General features: G+C 68.5%; 24 protein-coding genes and 1 tRNA gene. 21 read left to right on the top strand and 4 right to left on the bottom strand.

The window, feature by feature from the left end:
• Nucleotides 1-8 precede the first annotated feature (8 nt).
• Genes rpe through pyk form a run of 15 tightly spaced genes read left to right on the top strand, consistent with a single transcriptional unit; the run spans nucleotide 9 to nucleotide 15,847 of the window.
• The gene (rpe, locus tag QE374_RS01635; RefSeq protein WP_309731614.1) at nucleotides 9-683 is read left to right on the top strand and encodes a ribulose-phosphate 3-epimerase; all 675 of its coding nucleotides are present in this window, start codon (nucleotides 9-11) and stop codon (nucleotides 681-683) included.
• A gap of 41 nt (nucleotides 684-724) precedes the next feature.
• The gene (locus QE374_RS01630) at nucleotides 725-988 is read left to right on the top strand and encodes a phosphoribosyl-ATP diphosphatase (RefSeq protein ID WP_309731613.1); all 264 of its coding nucleotides are present in this window, start codon (nucleotides 725-727) and stop codon (nucleotides 986-988) included.
• Nucleotides 989-1,031: 43 nt separating this feature from the next.
• The gene (gene hisG, locus QE374_RS01625) at nucleotides 1,032-1,874 is read left to right on the top strand and encodes an ATP phosphoribosyltransferase (protein ID WP_137416986.1); all 843 of its coding nucleotides are present in this window, start codon (nucleotides 1,032-1,034) and stop codon (nucleotides 1,872-1,874) included.
• Nucleotides 1,874-2,638 (top strand): imidazole glycerol phosphate synthase subunit HisF, encoded by a 765-nt coding sequence (gene hisF, locus QE374_RS01620; protein WP_309731610.1) that lies wholly within the window; start codon nucleotides 1,874-1,876, stop codon nucleotides 2,636-2,638. Before hisG ends, hisF begins: the two co-directional genes overlap by 1 nt.
• Complete coding sequence (hisI, locus tag QE374_RS01615) at nucleotides 2,635-2,991, top strand: phosphoribosyl-AMP cyclohydrolase (RefSeq protein ID WP_309731608.1); 357 nt, start codon at nucleotides 2,635-2,637, stop codon at nucleotides 2,989-2,991. The genes hisF and hisI overlap by 4 nt, the downstream gene beginning before the upstream one ends.
• Nucleotides 2,988-3,593, top strand: coding sequence for a Trp biosynthesis-associated membrane protein (locus QE374_RS01610; RefSeq protein WP_309731606.1), 606 nt, complete (start codon nucleotides 2,988-2,990; stop codon nucleotides 3,591-3,593). Before hisI ends, QE374_RS01610 begins: the two co-directional genes overlap by 4 nt.
• Before the next feature lie 41 nt (nucleotides 3,594-3,634).
• On the top strand, nucleotides 3,635-3,865 hold the full coding sequence (locus QE374_RS01605) for a DUF6704 family protein (protein WP_309731604.1): 231 nt from the start codon (nucleotides 3,635-3,637) through the stop codon (nucleotides 3,863-3,865).
• Nucleotides 3,866-3,867: 2 nt separating this feature from the next.
• Nucleotides 3,868-4,644 (top strand): indole-3-glycerol phosphate synthase TrpC, encoded by a 777-nt coding sequence (gene trpC / locus QE374_RS01600; protein WP_309736570.1) that lies wholly within the window; start codon nucleotides 3,868-3,870, stop codon nucleotides 4,642-4,644.
• A complete protein-coding gene (trpB, locus tag QE374_RS01595; protein WP_137416991.1) occupies nucleotides 4,641-5,909 on the top strand; it encodes a tryptophan synthase subunit beta in 1,269 nt (422 codons plus the stop codon). The genes trpC and trpB overlap by 4 nt, the downstream gene beginning before the upstream one ends.
• On the top strand, nucleotides 5,906-6,691 hold the full coding sequence (trpA, locus tag QE374_RS01590; protein ID WP_309731601.1) for a tryptophan synthase subunit alpha: 786 nt from the start codon (nucleotides 5,906-5,908) through the stop codon (nucleotides 6,689-6,691). The genes trpB and trpA overlap by 4 nt, the downstream gene beginning before the upstream one ends.
• Before the next feature lie 43 nt (nucleotides 6,692-6,734).
• Nucleotides 6,735-7,202 (top strand): DUF805 domain-containing protein, encoded by a 468-nt coding sequence (locus tag QE374_RS01585; protein WP_309731599.1) that lies wholly within the window; start codon nucleotides 6,735-6,737, stop codon nucleotides 7,200-7,202.
• Nucleotides 7,203-7,243: 41 nt separating this feature from the next.
• On the top strand, nucleotides 7,244-8,251 hold the full coding sequence (gene lgt, locus QE374_RS01580; protein WP_309731597.1) for a prolipoprotein diacylglyceryl transferase: 1,008 nt from the start codon (nucleotides 7,244-7,246) through the stop codon (nucleotides 8,249-8,251).
• A 51-nt stretch (nucleotides 8,252-8,302) separates the two neighbouring features.
• Nucleotides 8,303-12,892, top strand: coding sequence for a glutamate synthase large subunit (gltB, locus tag QE374_RS01575; RefSeq protein ID WP_309731595.1), 4,590 nt, complete (start codon nucleotides 8,303-8,305; stop codon nucleotides 12,890-12,892).
• Entirely contained in the window at nucleotides 12,885-14,351 is a 1,467-nt protein-coding gene (locus tag QE374_RS01570) for a glutamate synthase subunit beta (RefSeq protein ID WP_309731593.1), read from the top strand. The genes gltB and QE374_RS01570 overlap by 8 nt, the downstream gene beginning before the upstream one ends.
• A 50-nt stretch (nucleotides 14,352-14,401) precedes the next feature.
• Complete coding sequence (pyk, locus tag QE374_RS01565; RefSeq protein ID WP_309731591.1) at nucleotides 14,402-15,847, top strand: pyruvate kinase; 1,446 nt, start codon at nucleotides 14,402-14,404, stop codon at nucleotides 15,845-15,847.
• A 179-nt stretch (nucleotides 15,848-16,026) separates the two neighbouring features.
• Here pyk and QE374_RS01560 read toward each other — a convergent pair.
• Nucleotides 16,027-16,112, bottom strand: a tRNA-Leu gene (locus QE374_RS01560).
• 190 nt (nucleotides 16,113-16,302) lie between these two features.
• Between QE374_RS01560 and QE374_RS01555 the strand changes: the two genes are divergently transcribed.
• Nucleotides 16,303-16,917 carry an ANTAR domain-containing response regulator gene (locus QE374_RS01555; RefSeq protein WP_137416998.1) on the top strand — a complete coding sequence of 205 codons (615 nt, stop codon included), beginning with the start codon at nucleotides 16,303-16,305 and terminating at the stop codon, nucleotides 16,915-16,917.
• A gap of 23 nt (nucleotides 16,918-16,940) precedes the next feature.
• Here QE374_RS01555 and QE374_RS01550 read toward each other — a convergent pair whose 3' ends face one another.
• Nucleotides 16,941-17,372 (bottom strand): hotdog fold thioesterase, encoded by a 432-nt coding sequence (locus QE374_RS01550; RefSeq protein ID WP_309731588.1) that lies wholly within the window; start codon nucleotides 17,370-17,372, stop codon nucleotides 16,941-16,943.
• Nucleotides 17,373-17,425: 53 nt separating this feature from the next.
• Here QE374_RS01550 and polA point away from each other — a divergent pair, with 53 nt between their 5' ends.
• From polA to QE374_RS01530, 4 genes are read left to right on the top strand one after another with little or no spacing between them, the layout of a single operon-like run.
• The gene (gene polA / locus QE374_RS01545; protein WP_309731587.1) at nucleotides 17,426-20,071 is read left to right on the top strand and encodes a DNA polymerase I; all 2,646 of its coding nucleotides are present in this window, start codon (nucleotides 17,426-17,428) and stop codon (nucleotides 20,069-20,071) included.
• Nucleotides 20,072-20,103: 32 nt separating this feature from the next.
• On the top strand, nucleotides 20,104-21,780 hold the full coding sequence (locus QE374_RS01540; RefSeq protein WP_309731585.1) for a DUF885 domain-containing protein: 1,677 nt from the start codon (nucleotides 20,104-20,106) through the stop codon (nucleotides 21,778-21,780).
• A 55-nt stretch (nucleotides 21,781-21,835) separates the two neighbouring features.
• Complete coding sequence (locus QE374_RS01535; RefSeq protein WP_309731583.1) at nucleotides 21,836-22,873, top strand: LLM class flavin-dependent oxidoreductase; 1,038 nt, start codon at nucleotides 21,836-21,838, stop codon at nucleotides 22,871-22,873.
• Nucleotides 22,874-22,917: 44 nt separating this feature from the next.
• Entirely contained in the window at nucleotides 22,918-23,679 is a 762-nt protein-coding gene (locus tag QE374_RS01530) for an SGNH/GDSL hydrolase family protein (protein WP_309731581.1), read from the top strand.
• On the opposite strand, the gene QE374_RS01525 is transcribed toward QE374_RS01530, so the two are convergent.
• Nucleotides 23,657-24,214, bottom strand: a complete 558-nt coding sequence (locus QE374_RS01525) for a dihydrofolate reductase family protein (protein ID WP_309731580.1) — start codon at nucleotides 24,212-24,214, stop codon at nucleotides 23,657-23,659. The two genes, QE374_RS01530 and QE374_RS01525, sit on opposite strands and share 23 nt — an antisense overlap.
• 69 nt (nucleotides 24,215-24,283) lie before the next feature.
• On the bottom strand, nucleotides 24,284-24,598 hold the full coding sequence (locus QE374_RS01520) for a hypothetical protein (RefSeq protein ID WP_309731577.1): 315 nt from the start codon (nucleotides 24,596-24,598) through the stop codon (nucleotides 24,284-24,286).
• A gap of 44 nt (nucleotides 24,599-24,642) precedes the next feature.
• On the opposite strand from QE374_RS01520, the gene QE374_RS01515 reads away from it, so the two are divergent.
• A complete protein-coding gene (locus QE374_RS01515) occupies nucleotides 24,643-25,170 on the top strand; it encodes a GNAT family N-acetyltransferase (RefSeq protein ID WP_309731575.1) in 528 nt (175 codons plus the stop codon).
• The last annotated feature ends 421 nt before the right edge of the window (nucleotides 25,171-25,591 follow it).

The following is a 25,591-nucleotide window of genomic DNA, read 5'->3' as shown; positions in this document are numbered from 1 at the left end:
ATGGCGGGGTGAGCGCTCCCCGCATCAACCCCTCGATCCTCGCCGCAGACTTCGTCAACATGCAGGCGGAGCTCGGCCGTATCTCCGGTGCCGACTTCGTGCACGTGGACGTGATGGACAACCATTTCGTGCCGAACCTCACCTTCGGTCCGCAGATGGTCGAGAGGGTTCAGGCGACGAGCCCCGTGCCGCTGGATGTGCACCTCATGATCGACGACCCGGACCGCTGGGCGCCCGGCTACGCGGAACTGGGCGCAGCCTCGGTGACGTTCCACCTCGAGGCCGCCGCCGACCCGGTGGGACTCGCGCGACGGTTGCGTCAGATCGGCGCACGCGCCGGGGTCGCGATCAAGCCCGCAACCTCCGAGGAGCCGCTTCTGGAGCTGCTGCACGAGTTCGATCAGATCCTCGTGATGACCGTGGAGCCGGGTTTCGGCGGACAGTCGTTCATGCCCGAGACGATGCCCAAGCTCGCCCGCCTCGCCGACGCCGCGCGGCGGGTCGGGTCGGTGGTCTGGCTCCAGGTCGACGGGGGAATCGCGCCGACCACCATCGAGCAGGCGGCGTCCGCCGGTGCGGACACGTTCGTCGCCGGCTCCGCGGTGTTCGGCGCGGCGGATCCGGATGCGGCGATCGCCGGGCTCCGGGTACAGGCCGCCGACGCGAGGACGCACCGCCACTGAGGGCGACATCCGTGCGGGTCGCCGGACGGTACCCTAGGACGGTGAAGACGTTCGACGACCTGTTCGCGGAGCTCGAGCTCAAGGCCCGGACGCGACCGGCCGGATCCGGCACCGTCGCGGAGCTGGATGCCGGTGTGCATGCGATCGGCAAGAAGATCGTCGAAGAGGCGGCGGAGGTCTGGATGGCCGCCGAGTACCAGAGCGACTCCGAAGCGGCGGAGGAGATCTCCCAGCTGCTCTACCACCTGCAGGTGCTCATGCTGGCCAAGGGCCTGACGCCGGCGGACGTGTACCGACATCTCTGATGCCCGCACCCGCCGCATCCGTCACCCTTCAGAGAGTTTTCCCATGCTGAGAATCGCCGTGCCCAACAAGGGCTCCCTTTCCGAGACCGCGGCCGCCATGCTCGCCGAGGCGGGCTACAAGGGGCGTCGTGATCCCAAGGATCTGCACGCCATCGACCCGCTCAACGACGTCGAGTTCTTCTACCTGCGCCCCAAGGACATCGCGACCTACGTCGGCTCGGGCGCGCTCGATGTCGGCATCACCGGCCGCGACCTGCTGCTGGACGCCCGCATGCCCGGTGCTCGGGAGATCGAGGCGCTCGGTTTCGGCGGCTCCACGTTCCGTTTCGCCGGACCTCCCGGTCGGTTCACGGAACTCGCCGATCTCGAGGGGATGCGGGTCGCCACCGCATACCCGGGTCTCGTCGACGCCTACCTCGACGAGCACGGCGTGGCAGTCGATCTCGTGCCGCTGGACGGCGCCGTGGAGTCGGCCGTCGAACTCGGCGTCGCCGATGCGGTGGCCGACGTCGTCTCCACGGGCACCACGCTCCGCCAGGCCGGGCTCGAGATCTTCGGGCCGGTCCTCCTGGAGTCGGACGCGGTCCTCATCACCGGAGCGCAGGAGCCCGCGGGACTCGAGACCCTGCTGCGCCGCCTGCGCGGTGTCATCGTCGCGCGCGAGTACGTGCTGATCGACTACGACTTGCCCGCCGATCTCGTCGACGACGCGATCGCGGTCGCGCCGGGTATCGAATCGCCGACGATCTCGCCGCTGCGGGATCCGTCGTGGGTGGCGGTTCGGGTCATGAGCCCGCGCAAGGGCGTGAACCAGGTCATGGACGCGCTCTACGCGATCGGTGCGAGGGCGATCCTCGTGACCGAGATCCACGCGGCGAGGCTCTGATGAGCGTCGTCTGCCGAGTCATCCCGTGCCTGGATGTGGCGGCGGGGCGCGTGGTGAAGGGCGTGAACTTCGAGAACCTCCGCGATATGGGAGACCCCGTCGAGCTTGCACGGCTGTACTTCGAACAGGGTGCCGACGAGCTCACCTTCCTCGACGTGACGGCGACCGTCGACGAGCGGGCGACGACGTACGACGTCGTCCGGCGCACGGCGGAAGAGGTCTTCATCCCGTTGACCGTCGGCGGGGGCGTCCGTTCGGACGAGGACGTCGCGAGGCTGCTCGCCGTGGGCGCAGACAAGATCGGCGTCAACTCCGCGGCGATCGCCCGTCCCGCCCTGATCGACGAGATCGCCGACCGTTTCGGCGCCCAGGTGCTCGTCCTGTCGCTGGATGTCAAGCGCGCCGAGGGGATGCCCTCGGGATTCGCCGTCACGACCCATGGCGGCCGCACACTCACCCAGCTCGATGCGCTGGACTGGGCGCGCGAGGCGATCGAGCGCGGTGCCGGCGAGCTGCTGGTCAACTCGATCGACGCCGATGGGACGAAGAACGGCTTCGACCTCGAGCTCGTCTCATTGATGCGGGAGATCTCCCGCGTGCCGGTGATCGCCTCCGGCGGAGCCGGAAGCGTCGGCGATTTCGCACCCGCGATCCGAGCGGGGGCCGACGCGGTGCTGGCCGCATCCGTGTTCCACTCCGGGCAGCTCACGGTCGGCGACGTCAAGGACGCGCTGGTCGGCGACGGGATCGAGGTGCGGCGGTGAGCGAGAGCGTCGAAGAGCGCATCTCCCGCGTGCGCTTCAACGATCAGGGCCTGGTCGCGGCGATCGTGCAGCAGTGGGACACCCGTGAGGTGCTCATGATGGGCTGGATGGATGCGGAGGCGCTGCGGCGCACGCTCACGTCGGGCCGCGCCACGTACTGGTCGCGCTCGAGGCAGGAGTACTGGCGCAAGGGCGACACCTCCGGGCACATCCAGGTCGTGCACGGTGCTCGTCTGGACTGCGACGGCGACGCCGTGCTGTTGTCCGTCGAGCAGACCGGCCCCGCCTGCCACACCGGAACGCGCACCTGCTTCGACACCGACGATCTGGATCCCGTGCGAGGCGGCGAGTGATCCGTCGCGCGCGCTCGATCTCGGTTCTGGCGATCCTGGCGGCGGGGGCTGTGGCCACGCTGGCGGCCACCCAGACCTGGATCCACGTCTCGCTGACCGACGGCGCAGCAGCCGACGTGGCCGTCGCGGGGACGGCGGCGATCCCGGTGCTGACGCCCCTGAGCCTCGCCGTGCTGGCGCTGGGTGCGGCGCTGTCGATCGTCGGCCGGGTGCTCCGCATCGTTTTCGGCGCTCTGACGGTGGCCGCAGCGATCGGCATCGCGCTGCTCACGGCTCCCGTCGCCGTCGATGTCCCCATCGACGCGTATGCCCCGAGTGTCACGGAGACCACCGGCATCACCGGAGACTCGTCGGTGGCGGCACTCGTCGCCGGCACGAGCGTCACGGGGTGGCCGGTCGTCGCGCTCCTCGCTGCTGTCGTGCTGTTGGTAGCGGGTTCCTTCGTCCTCGTCACCGGTTGGCGCTGGCCGGGCGGAGGGCGCAAGTACGACGCGCAGCGCCGTCGTGCGGCCGTCGCCGACGATGCACCGCTGGACGCGATCGACTCGTGGGACGACCTCTCCCGCGGTGACGATCCGACTTTCCCCGACGCGCCCCGCTAGACTGGATCCGGCCGTCACGTGGCCGCACCCGAAGGAGAGACATGAGCAATTCCATCGACGACCCCGGCCACGGACACTCCCCGGCAGCCTGGACAGCCGTGGTGATCATGCTCGTCGCCGTGGCGCTGGGCACGGTCTTCTTCGTGCTCGACATGCCTGTGCTCGTCTGGGCGTCGGTCGGTCTGCTCCTGGGTGGCCTGATCATCGGGTGGGCCCTGGCCCGCGCCGGCTGGGGCGTCAACGGCCCGAAGTACGTCGCGAAAGAGCACTGATGGTGCTCGCCGACCTCACGGCCGGCGCAGTCGAGGATGCCCGCGAGCGCGAGTCGCGCACGCCTCTGGCGGCAGTGGAAAGCGCCGCGCTGAGCCGTCCCGCTGCGCTCGATGCCCTCGCTGCGCTCGCCCCCGCGGACCGCGTGAAGATCATCGCAGAGGTGAAGCGCGCCAGCCCGTCTCGCGGCGATCTGGCGGCAATCCCGGATCCTGCGTTCCAGGCGTCCCGTTACGAAGAGGGCGGCGCGAGCGCGATCTCTGTGCTGACGGAGGGACGCAAGTTCAAAGGCAGCCTCTCCGACCTCGAAGCGGTGCGCGCGCGCGTCTCGGTTCCGGTGCTGCGCAAGGACTTCATCGCCACGCCGTACCAGGTGCTCGAGGCCAGAGCGGCCGGTGCCGACCTGGTGCTGCTGATCGTCGCGGCTCTCGAACAGCCGCTCCTGGCGCAGCTGCACGACCTGGTGCTCCAGCTCGGGATGACACCGCTGGTGGAGACGCACTCGGCCGAGGAACTGTCGCGGGCGGCGGACCTCGGAGCGCGACTCATCGGCGTCAACGCCCGAAACCTCAGCACCTTCGAACTCGACCGCGATCTGTTCGGCCGTCTCGCCGGTTCCTTCCCGAGCGATGCGATCAAGATCGCCGAGTCGGCGGTCCTGACCCCTGACGATGTTCGTCACTACCGCTCCGGCGGCGCGGACGTCGTCCTCATCGGCGAGGCTCTCGTGACTTCGGAGCCCGTCGAGACCCTGCACGCTTTCCTGGAGGCCGGATCATGAGTCTGCGCGATGTCAAAGGACCTTTCTTTGGCCAGTACGGCGGGCGCTACATGCCCGAGTCGCTCATCGCCGCGATCGACGAGCTGACCGCCGTCTACGAGTCGGCGATCGTCGATCCCGCGTTCCAGGCGGAGTTCGCGGAGCTGCTGCACTCCTACGCCGGACGTCCCTCCGTGCTCACCGAGGTGCCGCGGTTCGCCGCCCACGCGGGTGGTGGACGTGTGTTCCTCAAGCGCGAGGACCTCAATCACACCGGCTCGCACAAGATCAACAACGTGCTCGGGCAGGCGTTGCTGACCAAACGCCTCGGTAAGACGCGCGTCATCGCGGAGACGGGGGCCGGCCAGCACGGTGTCGCCACGGCCACGGCTGCGGCGCTGTTCGGCTTCGAGTGCACGATCTACATGGGCGAGGTCGACACCGAGCGGCAGGCTCTGAACGTCGCACGGATGCGGCTGCTGGGCGCCGAGGTCATCCCCGTCACGACCGGATCGCGCACGCTCAAGGACGCCATCAACGAGGCCTACCGCGACTGGGTGGCGAGCGTCGAGACGACGAACTACATCTTCGGCACCGCGGCGGGACCGCATCCGTTCCCCGCGCTCGTGCGCGACTTCCAGAAGATCATCGGCGAGGAGGCGCGAGCACAGCTGCTCGAGCAGGTGGGCCGGCTTCCCGACGCCGTGTTCGCGTGCGTCGGCGGCGGCTCGAACGCGATCGGCATGTTCGACGCGTTCCTCGACGACGAATCGGTGGCGCTCTACGGCGTCGAAGCAGCGGGCGACGGGGTCGACACGCCGAAGCACGCAGCCTCCATCGAACGCGGTCGTGCGGGCATCCTGCACGGCGCCAAGACCTATGTGCTCCAGGACGAGGACGGCCAGACCGTCGAGTCCCACTCGATCTCGGCGGGCCTGGACTACCCGGGCGTCGGCCCCGAGCACGCGTGGCTGGCCGACATCGGGCGTGCGTCCTACATCCCGGCCACCGATGACGAGGCCATGCAGGCGCTGCGTCTGCTCTCGCGCACCGAGGGCATCATCCCCGCCATCGAGTCCGCGCACGCGCTGGCGGGCGCGTTGCGGATCGGCAAGGAGCTGGGCCCCGACGCGGTGATCGCCATCAACCTGTCCGGTCGCGGTGACAAGGACATGGACACGGCTGCCCGCTACTTCGACCTCTACGACGCCGCGGGCGACGAGGGGTCGCCGGTCGACGTGCCGCCGTCGTCCGACGAGGCAAAGGGAGAGGGGACCGAGCTGTGAGCTCACGCGTCGCAGCGGCCATCGAGGCCGCCCACGCCGAAGGACGGGGCGCGTTCGTCGGTTACCTCCCTCTCGGTTTCCCCGACATCGCCACCAGCATCGAGGCGGCGGTCGTGCTCGCCGAGAACGGCGCCGACATCATCGAGCTCGGTCCGCCGTACTCCGACCCGGTGATGGACGGCCTGGTCATTCAGGAGGCGACGCAGGCGGCTCTCGCCGCAGGCTTCCGCCTGCGCGACCTGTTCCCGGCGATCAAGGAGATCACGAGCCGCGTCGACGTTCCCGTCGTCGTGATGACGTACTGGAACCCCGTGTTCCAGTACGGCGTCGACCGATACGCCGACGACCTGCTTGCGGCCGGGGGAGCGGGACTCATCACCCCCGACATCACTCCCGAGTCGGCCGCCGAGTGGATCGCCGCGAGCGAGCGGACGGGACTGGACCGCATCTTCCTCGCCGCACCCACCTCGAGCGACGAGCGGCTCGAGCTCGTCGTGCAGAACTCCACGGGCTTCGTCTACACGGTCTCGACGATGGGGATCACCGGAGAGCGCGCCGAGCTGGATGCGGCCGCCCGAACGCTCGTGGCTCGACTGCGCGAGCGGGGTGTCGAGCACGCCGCTGTCGGCATCGGCATCTCGAACGCGGAGCAGGTCTCCGGCGTGCTGGAGTACGCCGACGGCGCGATCGTGGGCACCGCCCTCGTGCGGGCACTCCGCGACGGCGGACTCGAGGAGCTCGGGCGCACCGCTCGCGCCCTCGCCGACGGCACGCGTCGCTGAGCCCGGGTCGCAGCGTGTGCGCGGTTCGCGTAGCGTCGCCGAGGTGAGCTCCTCCACGATCCCCCTGTCGTACCCGCTCCATGGAGCGTCCTGGCTGCAGTCGATCGCGCGGTACTTCCTGAAGTATGCGACGTTCGCGGGCAGGGCCAGCCGCAGCGAGTTCTGGTGGTGGGTGCTGACGAACGCTCTCGTCGGAGTCGGATTCCAGATCGTCTCGACCGCCGCCGGCGACCCGCTGACGTTCTCGGCCTGGCCGGCGCCGTACCTGGTGTGGAACGGCGCACAGTCCGACGCGGGCGTGACGACGGTGATCGGGGCCATCGCGGCCCTCTATTCGCTGCTCACCCTGCTGCCCGGTCTCGCCCTGACCTGGCGCCGTCTGCACGACACCGATCGCAGCGGACTCTGGTTCTTCATCCTGCTGATTCCGCTGATCGGGGCCATCGTCCTGCTGGTGTTCACGATCGGTCGTTCCCGTCCCGGGGGCGCCCGCTTCGACAGGTATCCCTGAGCGCGCACGAGCGCACCATCGACGCCTTTAGACTCGTCGTCATGACGTTCGCCCTCACGAGCGCGCCCGCAGGCGTGCTCGCCAGCATCCCGAGCCCTCCGATCAACGGATTCAACCTGTGGCCGGGCGGCCCGGAGATCCGCTTCTACGCGCTGTGCATCATCGCCGGCATCGTTGTGGCCACGCTCCTCACGAACAGGCGCCTGACCAAGCGCGGCGGCGAACCCTGGGTCGTCGTGGACATCGCGCTGTTCGCGATTCCGCTCGCGCTCATCGGTGCACGGATCTTCCACGTGCTCACGCACCCGGGGTTCTACTTCGGCGACGGCAAGAACACCTGGAACCCGTTCGAGCCCGGATCGGTGTGGGCCATCTGGGAGGGCGGGATCGCGATCTACGGCGCCCTCATCGGCGGCGCGATCGGCGCGCTCATCGGCTGCCGCTGGACGGGCATCCGATTCTGGAGCTTCGCCGACGCGCTCGCCCCTGGGCTCATCATCGCCCAGGCGATGGGTCGTTTCGGCAACTACTTCAACCAGGAGCTGTTCGGTCAGCCGACCGACGGCTGGTGGGGCTTGGAGATCGCCCGGCCGAACGACGCGATCCCCGTGGGACTGCCAGAGGGCACGCTTTTCCAGCCGACCTTCCTCTACGAGGTCATCTGGAATCTGTTGGGCGCCGCCGTCATCCTGTGGGCCGGAAGGCGCTTCACGCTCCAGTGGGGGCGCCAGTTCGGTCTCTACCTCGTCTGGTACTCCGCGGGCCGAATCGTCTGGGAGAACATCCGTATCGACCCGAGCGAGGTGTTCCTCGGACTGCGCTCGAACGTGTGGGCCGCCATCCTCGGCGTCATCCTGGGTCTCGTGATCCTGGTCGTCCAGAAGGTTCGTCACACGGGCCTGGAGGCCTCGCCGTACCGGCGCGGTCGCGAGTGGGTGGACAAGTCGGCTGTACAATCGCAGAACACCGAGGACTTCGTCGATGTGAGCGCACCCCCCGCCGACGAAACCATCACCACTGGCAGCGCCACAAGCACCGCCGCCAAGTAACTCTCCGGGCCGACGTCGTCCCAGCAACAGCAACAATCGAGGACGGTTGGTATGGCTTCGAGCCCCCGTCACAGCGCCCCCGGATCTGCGGGCTTCGGCGCCTTCCCTGCCAAGCAGGGCATGTACAACCCCGCGTTCGAGAAGGACGCGTGTGGTCTGGCCATGGTCGCGACCCTTCGCGGCGAGGCGGGCCACGACATCATCGATCTCGCCCTGACGGCGCTTCGCAATCTGGAGCACCGCGGCGCGATCGGCTCCGACGCCGGCACGGGCGACGGCGCGGGCATCCTCACGCAGATGCCGGACGCGTTCCTGCGCGCCGTCGTGGACTTCGACCTGCCGCCGGTGGGGGAGTACGCGGCCGGTCTGGCGTTCCTGCCGCGCGACGGTGAGGAGCGCGCCGCGCAGAAGGCCGGCATCGAGCGCATCGCCGCGAGCGAGAACCTCGTGGTGCTCGGCTGGCGCGAGGTTCCCACAGAAGAGGAGCACCTCGGCAAGCTGGCCCTCGAGGCCCGCCCGGCGTTCGAGCAGCTCTTCCTGTCACGCCCGGCCGTGGGCGACGCGCCCGCGCTCAGCGGCATCGACCTGGACCGCCGGGTGTTCCGGCTCCGCAAGCGCGCCCGCAACGAGCTCGACGCCTACTTCGTGTCGCTGTCCAGCCGCACGCTCGGATACAAGGGCATGGTCACGACCCTGCAGCTCGAGCCGTTCTATCCCGACCTGCAGGACGAGCGCTTCGCCTCCGAGCTCGCTGTCGTCCACTCCCGCTACTCGACCAACACGTTCCCGTCGTGGCCGCTCGCGCAGCCGCTGCGGATGGTCGCTCACAACGGCGAGATCAACACGGTCAACGGCAACCGCAACTGGATGCGGGCGCGTCAGTCGCAGCTCGAATCCGAGCTGCTGGGCGACATCCGGCCGCTCCTGCCGATCTGCACCGACGGAGCGAGCGACTCCGCGTCGTTTGACGAGGTGCTGGAGCTTCTGACGCTCACCGGCCGGAGTCTGCCGCACGCCATCATGATGATGGTCCCGGAGGCGTACGAGAAGCAGCCCGACATGGACCCGAAGCTGCGCTCGTTCTACGAGTACCACTCCATGCAGATGGAGCCATGGGACGGCCCGGCCGCGCTGATCTTCACCGACGGCACGGTCGTGGGCGCCACCCTCGACCGCAACGGGCTGCGTCCGGGACGCTGGACGGAGACGACCGACGGCCTCGTCGTCATCGGCAGCGAGACCGGTGTGCTCGACTTCGCGCCCGAGCGCATCAAGCGCCGCGGCCGGCTGCGGCCCGGTCGCATGTTCCTCGTCGACACGGCCGAGCGCCGCATCATCGAGGACGACGAGATCAAGAACGAGCTCGCGACGCTCCAGCCGTGGCAGGAGTGGCTGGATGAGGGTCGCGTGCGCCTCTCCGAGCTTCCCGAGCGCGAGCACATCGTGCATCCCATCGCCTCCATCACGCGGCGTCAGCGCACCTTCGGCTACACGGAGGAGGAGGTCCGCATCCTCCTGACGCCGATGGGGCAGACGGGCGCCGAGCCGTTGGGCGCGATGGGCAGCGACACGCCCGTCGCGGTCCTGAGCGAGCGCCCCCGGCTCCTGTTCGACTACTTCACCCAGCAGTTCGCGCAGGTGACCAACCCGCCGCTGGACTCGATCCGCGAGGAGGTCGTGACCTCGCTGTCGCTGGGCCTCGGCCCCGAGCCGAACCTGCTGAGCTGGGGTGCGGAGCACGCACGCACCGTCACGCTCGACTTCCCGGTGATCGACAACGACGAGCTCGCGAAGATCCAGCACATCGACACGGCGCTGCCGGGTCGCACCTCCGCCACCATCCGCGGCCTCTACCGCGTGCAGGCCGGGGCGAAGGGGATGGAGAAGCGCCTCACGCAGATGTGCGCCGAGGTCGACCGCGCCATCGAGGACGGCGCCGAGTTCATCGTGCTCAGCGACCGTGACTCCAACGCCGACCTGGCCCCCATCCCGTCGCTGCTGATGCTCGCCGCGGTGCACCACCACCTCATCCGCAACCAGACCCGCATGAAGGTCGGCCTGGTGGTCGAGGCGGGCGATGTGCGCGAGGTGCACCACGTGGCGACCCTCATCGGCTACGGAGCCTCGGCGGTGAACCCCTACCTGGCGATGGAGAGCGTCGAGTACCTCGTGCGCGCCGGGTTCATCACGGGCATCTCACCCGAGAAGGCGGTCAAGAACCTGATCAAGGCGCTCGGCAAGGGCGTTTTGAAGATCATGTCGAAGATGGGCATCTCCACGGTCTCGTCCTACGCCGGGGCCCAGGTCTTCGAGGCGGTCGGACTGTCCGAGGAGTTCATCGCGTCCTACTTCACCGGCACCGAGTCGAAGCTCGGCGGCGTGGGGCTGGATGTCATCGCTGCCGAGAACGCGGCACGCCACGCCTTCGCGTATCCGGAGGATGCGGCGGCGCGCGCGCATGAGCGACTGTGGACCGGCGGCGAGTACCAGTGGCGTCGAGACGGCTCACCGCACCTCTTCAACCCGGACACCGTCTTCCGGCTGCAGCACGCGACGCGCGAGCGCCGTTACGACATCTTCCGCGAGTACACGAAGCTCGTGGACGACCAGGCGAGCGAGCTCAAGACGCTGCGCGGCATGTTCGGCCTGCGCACCGGCGTCCGGCCTCCCGTGCCGATCGACGAGGTCGAGCCGATCTCGTCGATCGTGAAGCGCTTCTCGACCGGAGCGATGAGCTACGGCTCGATCTCCAAGGAGGCGCACGAGACCCTCGCGATCGCGATGAACCGTATCGGCGGCAAGTCGAACACGGGAGAGGGCGGCGAGGACGTCGAGCGTCTGCTCGACCCGGAGCGACGCAGCGCCATCAAGCAGGTGGCGTCGGGCCGGTTCGGTGTCACGAGCCTCTACCTCACCGAGGCCGACGACATCCAGATCAAGCTCGCGCAAGGCGCGAAGCCCGGCGAGGGCGGACAGCTGCCTCCGCAGAAGGTCTACCCGTGGGTCGCGCGCACTCGCGGCGGCACGCCCGGTGTCGGGCTCATCTCGCCGCCTCCGCATCACGACATCTACTCGATCGAAGACCTCAAGCAGCTCATCTTCGATCTCAAGCGCGCGAACCCGACGGCGCGGGTGCACGCGAAGCTCGTGAGTCAGTCGGGCATCGGCGCGGTCGCCGCGGGGACGGCGAAGGCCCTGGCCGATGTCATCCTGGTCTCCGGCTTCGACGGCGGAACGGGTGCCAGCCCGCTCAACTCGCTCAAGCACGCCGGGACGCCGTGGGAGCTCGGTCTCGCCGAGACGCAGCAGACGCTCATGCTCAACGGCATGCGCGATCGCGTCGTCGTGCAGGTCGACGGGCAGCTCAAGACGGGCCGCGACGTCATCATCGGCGCGCTTCTGGGCGCTGAGGAGTTCGGGTTCGCGACCGCACCCCTCGTGGTCTCCGGCTGCATCATGATGCGCGTGTGCCATCTCGACACCTGCCCCGTGGGCGTTGCGACGCAGAACCCCGTTCTGCGCGAACGTTTCACCGGCAAGCCCGAGTTCGTCGTGAACTTCATGGAGTTCATCGCTCAGGAGGTGCGCGAGTACCTCGCCGAGCTCGGGTTCCGCTCGCTCGACGAGGCGATCGGCCACAACGAGCTGCTGGACGTCAACGGGGCGATCGAGCACTGGAAGGCCAGCGGCCTCGATCTGGCTCCTGTCCTGGAGGGCCCTTCATTCGCCGAGGACGAGCCGCGTCGGAACGCCCGCGAGCAGTTGCACGAGCTCGAGAAGCACTTCGACGTCGCGCTCATCGAGCGGGCGCAGGATGTCATCGCGCACGGCGGGACGGTCGAGATCAGCCTGCCGGTGCGCAACACCGAGCGCGCCGTCGGCACGATGCTGGGGCACCACGTCACCAAGGCTCGCGGTGCGAACGGGCTCCCGAGCGGTTCGATCGTCGTGAACCTCACCGGATCCGCCGGCCAGTCCTTCGGCGCCTTCATGCCGTCGGGGATCACGCTGCGCCTCGAGGGAGACTCGAACGACTACGTCGGCAAGGGCCTGTCGGGCGGCCAGATCGTGGTGCGTCCGCCCCGCGGTTCGAGCTTCGACGCCTCGCAGAACGTGATCGCGGGCAACGTCATCGGCTACGGAGCGACCCAGGGCACCATGTTCCTCCGCGGCGTCGTGGGCGAGCGTTTCCTGGTGCGCAACTCGGGCGCGACCGCTGTCGTGGAGGGTGTGGGCGACCACGCCCTGGAGTACATGACCGGCGGTCTCGCCGTCATCCTCGGAACGACCGGCCGCAACCTCGGTGCGGGGATGTCCGGCGGCACGGCCTACGTGTATCGCCTCGACGAGAACCTGGTCAACCGCGAGTCGCTCGCCTCCGGCGAGCTCGAGCTGGGGGAGCTGGGGTCCGGCGACGCCGCGATCCTGCGCGACCTGCTCGAGCGCCACACCGCGGAGACGGACTCGTCTCTGGCGGCATCGCTCCTCGAGGACTTCGAGGAGGAAGTGAAGAACTTCGTGCGGGTCATGCCGCGCGATTACGCAGCGGTGCTGCAGACCCGCGAGGAGGCGTTGGCGGAGGGGCTCGACCCCGACGGCGACATCGTGTGGAGCCGCATCATGGAGGTGACCGGTGGCTGATCCCAAGGGCTTTTTGAAGGTGACCGAGCGGGAGCTGCCCGCGCGGCGCCCGGTTCCCGTGCGCATCATGGACTGGAAAGAGGTCTATGAGCCCGGTGACTCGGCGGTGCTGCGCCGGCAGGCCGGTCGGTGCATGGACTGCGGCATCCCGTTCTGTCACAAGGGATGCCCGCTGGGAAACCTCATCCCGGAGTGGAACGACCTGACCTGGCGCGGTGAGGGACGCAGCGCGATCGAGCGCCTGCACGCGACCAACAACTTCCCGGAGTTCACGGGACGGCTGTGCCCCGCCCCCTGCGAGAGCGCGTGCGTGCTGGGCATCAACCAGCCGGCCGTGACGATCAAGCAGGTCGAGGTGTCGATCATCGACGAGGCCTTCTCGCACGGCTGGGTCGAGCCGGAGCCGCCGGAGCGGCTCACCGGAAAGACGGTCGCCGTCGTCGGCTCCGGACCTGCGGGTCTTGCAGCGGCCCAGCAGTTGACCCGCGCGGGTCACACGGTCGCGGTGTTCGAGCGCGACGACCGCATCGGCGGGCTGCTGCGCTACGGCATCCCGGACTTCAAGATGGAGAAGCGCCACCTCGAGCTCCGTCTGCGCCAGATGCAGGACGAGGGCACGCGGTTCCGCGCCGGCGTCGAGATCGGGCGCGACATCACGTGGGACGAACTGCGCAGCCGGTACGACGCTGTCGTCGTCGCGACCGGCTCGACCGTGCCGCGCGATCTCTCCATCCCCGGTCGCGACCTGGCGGGTGTGCACTTCGCGATGGAGTACCTGGTCGAGTCGAATCGTGCGGTCGCCGGCGAGAAGCTCCACACGCAGATCAGCGCCGAAGGCAAGCACGTCGTCGTCATCGGCGGTGGTGACACCGGTGCCGACTGCATCGGCACGGCCCACCGTCAGGGTGCGCTCAGCGTGACGAACCTCGCGATCGGCAAGCAGCCTCCCGCGGCGCGCCCGGACGCGCAGCCCTGGCCGACGACGCCGACGATCTTCGAAGTGCAGTCCGCGCACGAGGAGGGCGGAGAGCGGGTCTTCCTCGCCTCCACCGTCGAGTTCCTCTCGAACGAGGTCGGGGAGGTGCGCGCGCTGCGCGTGGCCGAGACCGAGTTCGTCGACGGACGTCGTGTACCCAAGAGCGGCACCGAGCGGGAGATCCCGGCCGACCTGGTGCTCATCGCAATGGGTTTCACGGGTCCGGAGCGCACGGAGCTCGAGGGGCAGCTGCAGACGCAGTTCACCTCGCGGGGCAACGTCGAGCGCGACGACGCATACCAGACCACCACGCCCGGCGTGTTCGTGGCCGGAGACGCGGGGCGCGGCCAGTCGCTCATCGTGTGGGCGATCGCCGAAGGGCGTGCGGCGGCCGCATCCGTCGACCGCTACCTGATGGGTTCCACCGCGCTGCCCGCTCCTGTACGGCCCACCGATATCGCGATCGGGTTGCAGCCCGCGTAGGCTGAACCTGCATCCCCTTCATCGCTAAAAGACCCGGAGTTCGAACTCGGATGAGACGCGCGAAAATCGTCGCAACCCTAGGCCCGGCAACTTCCTCCTACGAGATGGTCCGCGCGATCATCGACGCAGGTGTGAACGTCGCCCGCCTCAACCTCAGTCATGGTGACTACTCGGTCCACGACGCGAATTTCGCGAACGTGCGCCGTGCCGCCGAGGACGCCGGCTCCGCCGTCGCGATCCTCGTCGACTTGCAGGGGCCCAAGATCCGCCTCGGCAAGTTCGCCGATGGACCTCACGAGCTCGCCGTGGGTGACATCTTCAAGATCACCGTCGAAGACATCCTCGGCACCAAGGAGATCGTCTCGACGACCTTCAAGGGTCTGCCGCAGGACGTCAAGCCCGGTGATTTCCTCCTGATCGACGACGGCAAGGTGCGCGTCGAGGTCATCGAGACCGATGGCACCGTCGTCACCACGAAGGTCATCGTCGCCGGACCCGTCTCCAACAACAAGGGCATCAACCTGCCCGGGGTGGCCGTCAACGTCCCCGCTCTGTCGGAGAAGGACGAGGCGGATCTTCGATGGGGCCTGAACGCGGGTGCGGACATCATCGCCCTGTCGTTCGTCCGCAACGCCGAAGACGTCAACCGCGTGCACGAGATCATGGCGGAAGAGGGCCGGCGTGTGCCGGTCATCGCCAAGATCGAGAAGCCGCAGGCCGTCGACAACCTCGAAGAGATCATCGACGCCTTCGACGGCATCATGGTCGCTCGTGGCGACCTCGGTGTGGAGCTTCCACTGGAGGCCGTGCCGATCGTGCAGAAGCGCGCGGTCGAGCTGTGCCGTCGGATGGCGAAGCCGGTCATCGTGGCCACGCAGATGCTCGAGTCCATGATCGAGAACCCGGTTCCCACTCGCGCCGAGACGAGCGACGTCGCCAACGCCGTGCTCGACGGTGCGGATGCGGTCATGCTGTCGGGCGAGACGAGCGTCGGCAAGTACCCGGTCGGCGTCGTCGAGACGATGGCGCGCATCGTGGCCTCCACGGAGGAGCACGGTCTCGACCGCATCGCTCCGCTGAACACGAAGCCCCGCACGCAGGGCGGCGCGATCACTCTGGCCGCGATGGAGGTCGCTCAGTTCGTCGAGGCGAGCTGGCTGTGCATCTTCACCGAGTCCGGCGACACCGCGCGTCGCATGTCGCGCCTGCGTCCCAGCATCCCGATGATGGCGTTCACCCCGGACCCGGCGATCCGTCGCCGCATGGCCGTCACGTGGGGCATCCAGTCGGCGCTGGTGGAGCACGTGCCGCACACCGATCACATGTTCATGCAGGTGGACGAGTTCTTCCTCTCCAAGGGTCTGGCGAAGGAGGGTGACAAGGTCGTCGTGATCTCCGGTTCCCCTCCCGGAATCGCCGGCTCGACGAACGACATCCGCATCCACAAGATCGGCGACGCCGTCAACGGCCGCGCCCCGATCTGGTCGGGCGAGTAACCCGCGAGGTGCACAGAAGGGACCTTCCCCACCGGGGGAGGTCCCTTCTGCTGTGTGGCCGCCTGGGCCTGGTGCAACGTGCGGTGCGCGACGCAGGCATGCGTGTCTCAACCCTTCACGCAGGAGGCCTCGGGAACGTGCACGAGTGAGACACGACGCGCACGCGTGCGACACGATATTGGTGCCGGCGGTGGGAGTCGAACCCACACACCCTTTCGAGTAACCGAGTTTGAGTCGGTCGCGTCTGCCATTCCGCCACGCCGGCATCGGCCACTCGCGTGGCCGGGTTCGACTTTATCGCACCGGTCGGCCGCCTCCCGCCGCGAAGTCACCCGGGCGGGTCGAACGTTTTCCTCGGGGGCGGAAGATCGCCTCGCCGCCCTCGGACGGCCGCATCCCGGGGCGGACGGTGTCGCATCCGGATGCGGACCGGCCGAGTGCCGTAGGATTCAAAGGTGACTGAGCAGGAAACCGCCGCGACCAACCCGACCGCACCCCGCCGCGTGGTGGTGGCAGAGGACGAGTCGCTGATCCGCCTCGACATCGTCGAGATCCTCCGCGACAACGGCTTCGACGTCGTCGGTGAGGCCGGAGACGGTGAGACCGCCGTGCAGCTCGCCACCGATCTGCGTCCCGACCTCGTGATCATGGACGTCAAGATGCCTCAGCTCGACGGCATCAGCGCCGCGGAGAAGCTCAACAAGAACCACATCGCACCCGTGGTCCTGCTCACGGCCTTCAGCCAGAAGGAGCTCGTGGAGCGTGCGAGTGAGGCCGGAGCGCTCGCCTACGTGGTGAAGCCGTTCACGCCCAACGACCTGCTGCCCGCGATCGAGATCGCGCTGGCCCGTTACGAGCAGATCATCACGCTCGAGGCCGAGGTCGCCGACATGGTCGAGCGTTTCGAGACCCGCAAGCTCGTCGACCGGGCCAAGGGTCTGCTGAACGAGAAGATGGGCCTGAGCGAGCCCGAGGCCTTCCGCTGGATCCAGAAGGCGTCTATGGATCGCCGTCTGACGATGCAGGACGTCGCGAAGGCGATCATCGAGCAGCTCGCCCCCAAGAAGTGAGGCCCGACGCCTGATCCGGTGGGTCAGGCGATCCCGGCGGTGGCCTTCACGAGATTCGTGATGCGCACGGTCGAACAGCGGCGCCCCGCGTCGTCCGAGAGGACGATCTCGTGCACCATCAGCGTGCGTCCGACATGCAGGGGCGTGCAGACGCCCGTGACGAATCCGGATGTGGCCGAGCGCGTGTGCGTCGCATTGATGTCGACCCCGACGGCGAGTCGCCCGGGGCCTGCGAGATAGTTCGCGTGCATCGACCCCAGCGATTCGCCGAGCACGACGTATGCCCCGCCGTGGAAGAGGCCCACGGGCTGGGTGTTGCCCTCGACGGGCATACGGGCGATCCCGCGCTCCGCGGTGAACTCGAGCCATTCGAGCCCCATCTTGTCGGCGAGGGCGCCCGTGCCGCGGCGCGTCACCCATTCCAGCGGATCGATCGTGTACTCGGGCGCGGTCATGCTGCTCCTGGGCTCCGGGGTGTCGTGTCCGCCGGCCTTACTAGGCTGTCAGGGTGACGGACTCCGAAAAGCCTACTCTGCTGGTCGTCGACGGCCATTCGCTCGCCTTCCGGGCCTTCTACGCCCTTCCGGTCGACAACTTCACGACGAAGGACGGGCAGCACACCAACGGGGTCTACGGCTTCCTCTCGATGTTCGTGAACCTGTTGAAGGCCGAGAAGCCGACGCACCTGGCGGTCGCCTTCGACACCTCGCGGGTCTCCTTCCGCACCCGGGAGTACCCCGAGTACAAGGCGACGCGCAGCGAGACCCCGCCGGAGTTTGCCGGGCAGATCCCGCTGCTGCAGGAGTGCCTGCGCGCCATGAACGTGACCGTGTTGACGAAAGAGGACATCGAGGCGGACGATATCCTCGCGACGCTGGCGACCGAGGGAGTCGCTGCGGGCTACGACGTGCTCGTCTGCTCCGGTGACCGTGACACGATCCAGCTCGTGACCGACGAGGTGACGCTGCTCTACCCGAGCGTGCAGGGCGTCTCGCAGCTCAAGCGCTACACGCCCGAGACGGTACGTGAGCGCTATGGGGTGGCCCCCGAGCAGTACCCCGAGATCGCGGCGCTGGTGGGGGAGACGAGCGACAACCTGCCCGGCGTTCCCAAGGTCGGCGAGAAGACGGCCGTGAAGTGGCTCACGCAGTGGGGCTCGCTCGACGAGCTGCTGGCCAACGCCGACAAGATCAGCGGCGTCGTGGGCAACAACCTGCGCGAGCACATCGACGCCGTCCGTCGTAACCGCGCCCTCAACCGTCTCCTGCGAGACGTCGAGCTGCCCGTGACGCCGGAGGACCTCGCCGTGCGTCCGATCGACGTGCAGGGTGTACGTGACATCTTCGCGCGTCTCGAGTTCCGCACGCTGCTGCCGCGCGTGTTCGAGGCCACCGGAGCGGATGCGGCCGGTGCCATCGCCGATGAGGCGCCGGTCGTCGCCGCCCCCGCTCCCGTGGAGGCGACCGACCCCGCCATGCTGACCGCCTGGCTCGACGAGGCCGGAGACGCGGAGGTCGGAGTGACTGTTGTGCTGGGTGCGTCGGTGCCCGTGCGCATCGGGCTCGCCCGAGACTCCGGTGTGATCGAGGCGGGCTGGAGCGACGTCGTCGCCGAGGCTCTGGCTCCCTGGCTCGCCTCCGACCGCCCGAAGACGTTCACCGACGCCAAGGGCCAGGTGAAAGCTCTGCGGCGCGCCGGACTCACGGTCGCCGGCGTCGCGTTCGACACGCTCCTGGCCGGCTGGCTGATCCGTCCGAGTCTTCCCGACAAGTCGCTCGGCGACCTCGTCGATCGCTACCTGGGCGAGAAGCTTCCCGAGGCCGATCCGTCGCAGCTCGTACCCGAAACCGAGGGAGCGACCCCCGGTCAGCTCGCCTGGTACACGATCCGTGTGGCCGAGCCGCTGCGCGCCGCCCTGGGCGAAGGCCCGATGTCGGTGCTCACCGACATCGAGCTGCCGACGCTGCTCGCCCTGGCCGACATGGAGCTCGCGGGCGTGGCGGTGTCGCATGACGTTCTGTCGGGCTTCTCCGCCGAGCTCGCCGAACGTGCAGACGGTCTGGCGCAGCGCGCCTACGCGGCGATCGACCGCGAGGTGAACCTCGGCTCTCCGAAGCAGCTGCAGGAGGTCCTGTTCGAGCAGCTCCAGCTGCCCAAGACCCGCAAGACGAAGACCGGCTACTCGACGGATGCGGCCGTCCTCGCCGATCTGCAGGAGTCGCACCCGCATCCGTTCCTCGACCTGCTGCTGCAGCACCGCGAGGCGACGAAGCTGCGGCAGATCATCGAGACGCTGGATGCGGCGATCGCGTCCGACGGCCGCATCCACACGACTTATCTGCAGACGGGTTCGCAGACGGGTCGTCTCTCGAGCACCGACCCGAATCTGCAGAACATCCCGATCCGCACCGAGGAGAGCCGCCGCATCCGCTCCGCCTTCCAGGTGGGGGCGGGCTATGAGACTCTTCTGACCGCCGACTACTCGCAGATCGAGATGCGCATCATGGCGCACCTCTCGGAGGACCCGGGCCTGATCGAGGCGTTCAACACCGGCGAAGACCTGCACCGGTTCGTCGGCGCGCGCGTGTTCGGTGTGACTCCTGAGGAGGTCACATCGCAGATGCGCACGAAGGTCAAGGCGATGTCCTACGGGCTCGTCTACGGCCTGTCGGCGTTCGGGCTCTCGAAGCAGCTGCGCATCGAACAGTCCGAGGCGAAACAGCTGATGGGGGAGTACTTCGCGCGTTTCGGTGCGGTGCGCGACTACCTGCGCGCGTCGGTCGAGAAGGCACGTGAAGACGGATACACCGAGACGATCTTCCGGCGGCGCCGTCCGTTCCCCGACCTCTCCAGCCCCAACCGCGTGCTGCGCGAGAACGCGGAGCGTGCGGCACTGAACGCCCCCATCCAGGGCAGCGCCGCCGACATCATGAAGATCGCCCTGTTCCGCATCCACGCGGAGTTCCAGGAGCGCCAGCTGGCCTCGCGCGTGCTGCTGCAGATCCACGACGAACTCGTCGTCGAGGTCGCGGCGGGGGAGTGGGACCAGGCCGAGCAGATCGTGCGCGAGCGTATGGGCGATGCGGCGCAGCTCACGGTGCCGCTCGATGTGCAGATCGGCCGCGGAGCTGATTGGAACGCCGCCGGGCACTGAAGCGTGACGGCCGTCGGCGTAGGCTCGAATCCATGAGTGAAACGTCCCGTCCCTCCACTCCCATCGACGCGATCGCCGACGCGTGGGTCGACACGGTGGCCGAGCTGTCGCCCACGACCGCCACGTACATCGGCAGGTTCGAGTACAACGATCGTTTCGGTGACTACTCGCCCGAGGGCGCGGAGCGCTACGCCGACGCGGCTCGCCGCACGCTCGCCGAGCTCGAAGCGACCGCGCCCGTCGACGACATCGACGGCGTGACGAAGGCCGACCTGTCGCGTGAGCTGCGACTGGACCTCGAGCTGCACGATGCGCAGGCGGGTCTTCGAGACCTCAACGTCATTGCGTCGCCCGCCCAGGACATCCGCTCCGTCTTCGATCTCATGCCCACCGACACGGTCGAGGACTGGGAGGTCGTCGCCCGTCGTCTGCAGGCTCTCCCCGGGGCGATCGACGGTTACATCGCGACCCTCCGGGCGGGCATCGCGGCGGGCACGGTCCCCGCACGTCGTCAGCTGCTGGAGGTCGTGACCCAGATCGAGCGGTACACCGCGGAGACCGGATTCTTCGCGACGTACGCCGGCGATGCCGCCCCCGCCGAGGGGCAGCTGCCCGCATCCCTCGCTCGCGATCTGGCCGATCAATCGGGCGCCGCTCGCGTCGCGTACGACGATCTCGCACGTTTCCTGTCAGCGGAGCTCGCCCCCGTCGCCGGCGAGCAGGATGCGGTGGGGCGCGAGCTGTACGCCCTGCATTCACGTCGTTTCCTGGGTGCCGAGATCGACCTCGACGAGACGTACGAGTGGGGCATCGAGGAGCTGTCGCGAATGGTCGCCGAGCAGGAGGCCATCGCGAACGAGATCCTCCCCGGCGCGAGCGTCGCGGAAGCCGTCGCCCATCTCGAGGCGGACCCGTCGCGCAAGCTGCACGGCACCCAGGCGCTGCAGGAGTGGATGCAGGCGACGAGCGACCGCGCCGTCGCCGAGCTCGGCCGCACCCACTTCGACATCGCGGAGCCGATCCGCCGGCTGGAGTGCATGATCGCCCCGACGCAGGAGGGCGGGATCTACTACACCGGCCCGACCGACGACTTCTCCCGACCCGGCCGCATGTGGTGGTCGGTTCCCGAGGGCGTGACCGAGTTCGACACGTGGCGCGAGCTCACCACGGTGTACCACGAGGGCGTCCCCGGCCACCATCTGCAGATCGCGCAGGCCGTCTACAACCGCGCGCAGCTCAACTCATGGCGGCGTCTGCTCGCGGGAACCTCCGGACACGCCGAGGGCTGGGCCCTGTACGCCGAGCGCCTCATGGAGCAGCTGGGGTATCTCGACGACCCCGCCGACCGACTGGGCATGCTCGACGGGCAGCGGATGCGGGCGGCCCGCGTGGTCCTCGACATCGGCGTGCACTTGGGCAAGCAGCGCCCGGACGGCGCCGGCGTCTGGGATCACGATTTCGCACTCGACTTCATGCGGCACAACGTCAACATGCCGGACGCGTTCATCCAGTTCGAAGTCAATCGCTACCTCGGATGGCCGGGCCAGGCGCCCTCGTACAAGGTCGGCCAACGGATCTGGGAGCAGATCCGCGATGACGCGCGCGCGGCGGAGGGAGAAGCGTTCTCCATCAAGCAGTTCCACAAGCGGGCGCTCGACATCGGTGGGGTCGGTCTCGACACGCTGCGCGACGCGTTGCGCACTCACTGAGGGAATGGCGGCAGCCGTCCGCGAGTTGTATCCGTCTGAATGAAAGGTGGTCGCGATGACCGTGGAGTTCGGACTGGACACTTTCGGTGACGTCACCGCGGACGAACAGGGCGTACCGCTGACGGACGCTCAGACGATCCGTAACGTCGTCGAGCAGGCGGTGCGTGCCGACGAGGTCGGACTGGCGTTCTTCGGCGTGGGGGAGCACCACCGCAAGGAGTTCGCCGTCTCGAGCCCGGAGATCGTTCTGGCTGCGGCTGCGGCCCGCACACGCGACATCCACCTCGGGACCGCCGTGACCGTGCTCTCGTCCGACGACCCGGTGCGCGTGTACGAGCGCTTCGCCACGCTGGATGCGGTCTCGAACGGACGCGCGGAGGTCATCCTCGGCCGCGGGTCGTTCATCGAGTCATTCCCGCTCTTCGGTTTCGATCTCGCCGACTACGAGGTGCTCTTCGACGAGCGTCTGGACCTGTTCAGCAGGTTGCGTGACGAGAGGCCGGTGACGTGGCAGGGGAGTACCCGCGCGGCGCTGAACAACGCCGACGTGTTCCCCAAGACCGAGAACGGCTTCCGTGCGTGGGTGGGGGTGGGCGGCTCGCCGGAGTCCGTCGTGCGCGCCGCACACCACGGGTACGCGCTGATGCTCGCGATCATCGGGGGAGCGGCGGTACGGTTCCGACCCTACGTGGACCTCTTCCACCGCACGCGCGACGCGATGGGTGCGACACGCCTGCCCGTCGGAGTGCACTCGCCGGGCCACGTCGCCGACACGGACGAGCAGGCGTGGGACGAGATGTATCCCGCGATGGAGGCGAACCGCAACGCGATCGGACGTGAGCGTGGTTGGCCGCCGTACAGCCGTGCGCAGTTCCAGAACGACGTCGGCCCCGACGGCGCCGTGTACGCCGGCTCGCCGGAGACCGTGGCGCGCAAGCTCGCGACCACCGTACGTACGCTCGGCATCGACCGGTTCGATCTGAAGTTCTCGAACGGCACGCTCGCTCACGAGAAGATGCTGCACTCGATCGAGCTCTACGGCACGAAGGTCGCCCCTCGGGTGCGTGAGCTGCTGGCCGAGGCCGGCGAGTAGGCTCGACAGGTCCGGCGCAGGAAGCCGGCGGAACAGGGGGACGCGTGCCCGACATCCGGTACGTCGCGATCGGCGATTCGTTCACAGAGGGCGTGGGGGACGAGCTCGAGGACGGTCGTGTGCGCGGCTGGGCGGACCTCGCGGCTCAGGGCTGGGCGAACTCGCTCGGTCACGAGATCTCCTACGCGAACCTCGCGATCCGCGGCAAGCTGATCTGGCCGATCGTCGCGGAGCAGCTGGAACCGGCGCTCGCGCTCCGGCCCACGCACCTCTCCTTCAACGGTGGCGGCAACGACATGCTGCGACCGCGCACCGCCATCTCGCACCTGGCGGATGCCTTCGATCAGGTGCTGCGTCGGTGCGATGAGGAGGGCGTGACCCTCATCGTGCTGAGCGGTGCGAATCCCGCTCCGCATCTGCCGATGGGGCGTCTCATCCAGCGCCGCGGTGACGAGCTCTCGGCCGCGGTCGTCTCACGTATCGAGAACCGCCCGGATGTCGTCCAGGCCCTGAACTGGCCCGACACCGAGCTGTCGTCGCGGGGTTACTGGTCGGACGACCGCCTGCACATGAGCGCGCGGGGTCATCATCGCGTGGCAGCACGCGTGCTGGCGTCTCTCGGAGAGACGCCGGATCCCTCGTGGTGGTCGCTTCCCAGCGAGTCGGCCGCACGCGCGAGCTCTGGCCTCGCGTACTATCGCACGCACGTGGGGCCGTGGGTTCAACGCCGTCTCACCGGCCGTTCGTCGGGCGACGGGCGCATGCCGAAGTTCGGTGACTGGGTCACGGTGACACCGACAGCGTGACCTGCGCGAAGGGGCCGTCCATGGCGGCTTGCTCGACCCGCAATCGCGTGGAGTCCAGCCGACGCGGCAGGAGGGGGCGGCCCGATCCGAGCAGCGCCGGAGCGTAGGTCACGATGATGCGATCCAGACGGCCGATATCGGCGAACTGACCGGCGAGATCGCCACCGCCGACGATCCAGACATCGCGCCCCTCGGCTGCCGCTTCGATCTCGGCGAGATGCGACGAGACGGTTCCGCGGACGTGACGGATATCGGCACCTCCCACGGGTGCGACCTCGCGCGAGCTGAAGACGAACGCGGGGCGCTCCGCATACGCGTCCTGCCAGCGTTCCGGATGCTCGTGCAGGTTCTCATGCCGGTGCACCCAGTCGAAGGTCGTCGATCCCATCACGAGTGCGCCCACGCCATCGAGGAAGGCGCCGAAGGCGCGGGCGTCGTCGGCGGCGGGCACGTTGAGCAGCCAGTCCAGGCTGTCCGCGTCATCGGCGAGGTAGCCGTCGAGAGTGGATGCGGTGCAGTAGACGTAGCGGGCCATGGCGCCACCGTATGCGCAGCATCCGACATCCGATCGGCGCTCTCGAGAGGTCGGCGGCGCGAGGGGTCGTCAGGGGAGGGGAGCGGCGGCCGAGGAGAGCCGGCCGCGACCGAACGGGAAGAGGGGCGCGCGGTAGACCAGCGACGCCTGCGCGTCGGGGTGAAGATCGATGACGGCCGAGCCGAACCGCCAGACGCGGTTGAAGAGGAAGACCCCGATGCGCTCGGGCTGTGTCGCCGACACCTGCCAGGTGCCGCGGCCCCACTGCGCGGGCTGCCCACGGCCGCCGATCACCACGGTCGGTCGCACGGCGTAGAGGGCGAAGCGTGGCTTGCGCAGATCGAACTCGACCCGTCGGGTGGCGGGCGTGTGATCGGAGGGCATGTGCTCGAGAGTAGTCGGCGATGCCGCCGCAATACGATGGGGGAATGCCCGTGCAGATCCGCCCCGTCGTCGCGGCCGACCTCCCGCACCTCGAGCGAATCGAGAATGAGGCCGACGCGCTGCTGGTGGATCTTCTCCAGCCTGACCAGTGGCACCCCGCGCCGACGGATGCCGAACGGCTCGCCTCCGGCGGCATCATCCTCGTCGCCGAAACCGAGGACGGCACCGTCCTCGGTTTCGTCCATGTCATCGAGTTCGACGGCGGAGCGCATCTCGAACAGGTGTCCGTCCTCCCGGCCTTCGGCGGTCGCGGCATCGGCCGTGCGCTCGTCGAAGCGGCGAAGGATGCGGCACGCAAGTCCGGATACGACCGATTGACGCTGCGGACGTTCGCCGACGTCCCGTGGAACGCGCCGTTCTACGCATCGGCGGGATTCGCGATCGAGGAGGCTGCCGATGACTTCCATCGCGAGCTCATAGACACGGAAGCGAGACTCGGGCTCGACCGCCTCGGACCTCGCGTGCAGATGGGTGTGGATCTCCGCGGGAGTCGCCAGGATCGGCGGGAATGATGGTGCGACGCGCGGGCTGCGAGGGTGACCGCGCTCCACGCTAGTGATGTAGGTGCGTATTCCTGAGCGGCGTATTCAATGACGCTCGATGCTCCTGGAGCGGGCGGCCGCGCAGGAGGGGTCCTTGTGCGCGTGGTCGACTCGCCAGTTGTCTGATTCGACGCACGACGAGTCGATCAGCGTGCGGATCCTTTCTGTCTTGCGAGTGATTCGCTCGAAGTGCTGTTGTCGCTGGGCGGTCCGAGCAGGATCAATACGCTCGACGACTCCCGCGGCGCGCCGAGCAGGCGTACCCTGAGGACAACAGCGGTGAACGAGGCACAGCACGTGGGCCGCTGACCGGGTCGCGGATCGCGATTCCACGGGAGGTGCCATTCGGCAGACGTCTCGCCAGTGGCTGGTGCTGCGACGCCAGCCAGAG

This window comes from Microbacterium sp. SORGH_AS_0428 (genome assembly GCF_031453615.1).
Taxonomy (GTDB): Bacteria; Actinomycetota; Actinomycetes; order Actinomycetales; family Microbacteriaceae; genus Microbacterium.
Note: the sequence above shows the minus strand (reverse complement) of the source record. Positions and strands in the feature narration are given on the sequence as shown.

Coding starts and splice junctions, on each gene's coding strand:
- hisG (WP_137416986.1), top strand. CDS start 1,032: ATGCTGAGAATCGCCGTGCCCAACAAGGGCTCCCTTTCCGAGACCGCG.
- hisF (WP_309731610.1), top strand. CDS start 1,874: ATGAGCGTCGTCTGCCGAGTCATCCCGTGCCTGGATGTGGCGGCGGGG.
- QE374_RS01605 (WP_309731604.1), top strand. CDS start 3,635: ATGAGCAATTCCATCGACGACCCCGGCCACGGACACTCCCCGGCAGCC.
- trpB (WP_137416991.1), top strand. CDS start 4,641: ATGAGTCTGCGCGATGTCAAAGGACCTTTCTTTGGCCAGTACGGCGGG.
- lgt (WP_309731597.1), top strand. CDS start 7,244: ATGACGTTCGCCCTCACGAGCGCGCCCGCAGGCGTGCTCGCCAGCATC.
- gltB (WP_309731595.1), top strand. CDS start 8,303: ATGGCTTCGAGCCCCCGTCACAGCGCCCCCGGATCTGCGGGCTTCGGC.
- pyk (WP_309731591.1), top strand. CDS start 14,402: ATGAGACGCGCGAAAATCGTCGCAACCCTAGGCCCGGCAACTTCCTCC.
- QE374_RS01550 (WP_309731588.1), bottom strand. CDS start 17,372: ATGACCGCGCCCGAGTACACGATCGATCCGCTGGAATGGGTGACGCGC.
- QE374_RS01540 (WP_309731585.1), top strand. CDS start 20,104: ATGAGTGAAACGTCCCGTCCCTCCACTCCCATCGACGCGATCGCCGAC.
- QE374_RS01535 (WP_309731583.1), top strand. CDS start 21,836: ATGACCGTGGAGTTCGGACTGGACACTTTCGGTGACGTCACCGCGGAC.
- QE374_RS01525 (WP_309731580.1), bottom strand. CDS start 24,214: ATGGCCCGCTACGTCTACTGCACCGCATCCACTCTCGACGGCTACCTC.
- QE374_RS01520 (WP_309731577.1), bottom strand. CDS start 24,598: ATGCCCTCCGATCACACGCCCGCCACCCGACGGGTCGAGTTCGATCTG.
- QE374_RS01515 (WP_309731575.1), top strand. CDS start 24,643: ATGCCCGTGCAGATCCGCCCCGTCGTCGCGGCCGACCTCCCGCACCTC.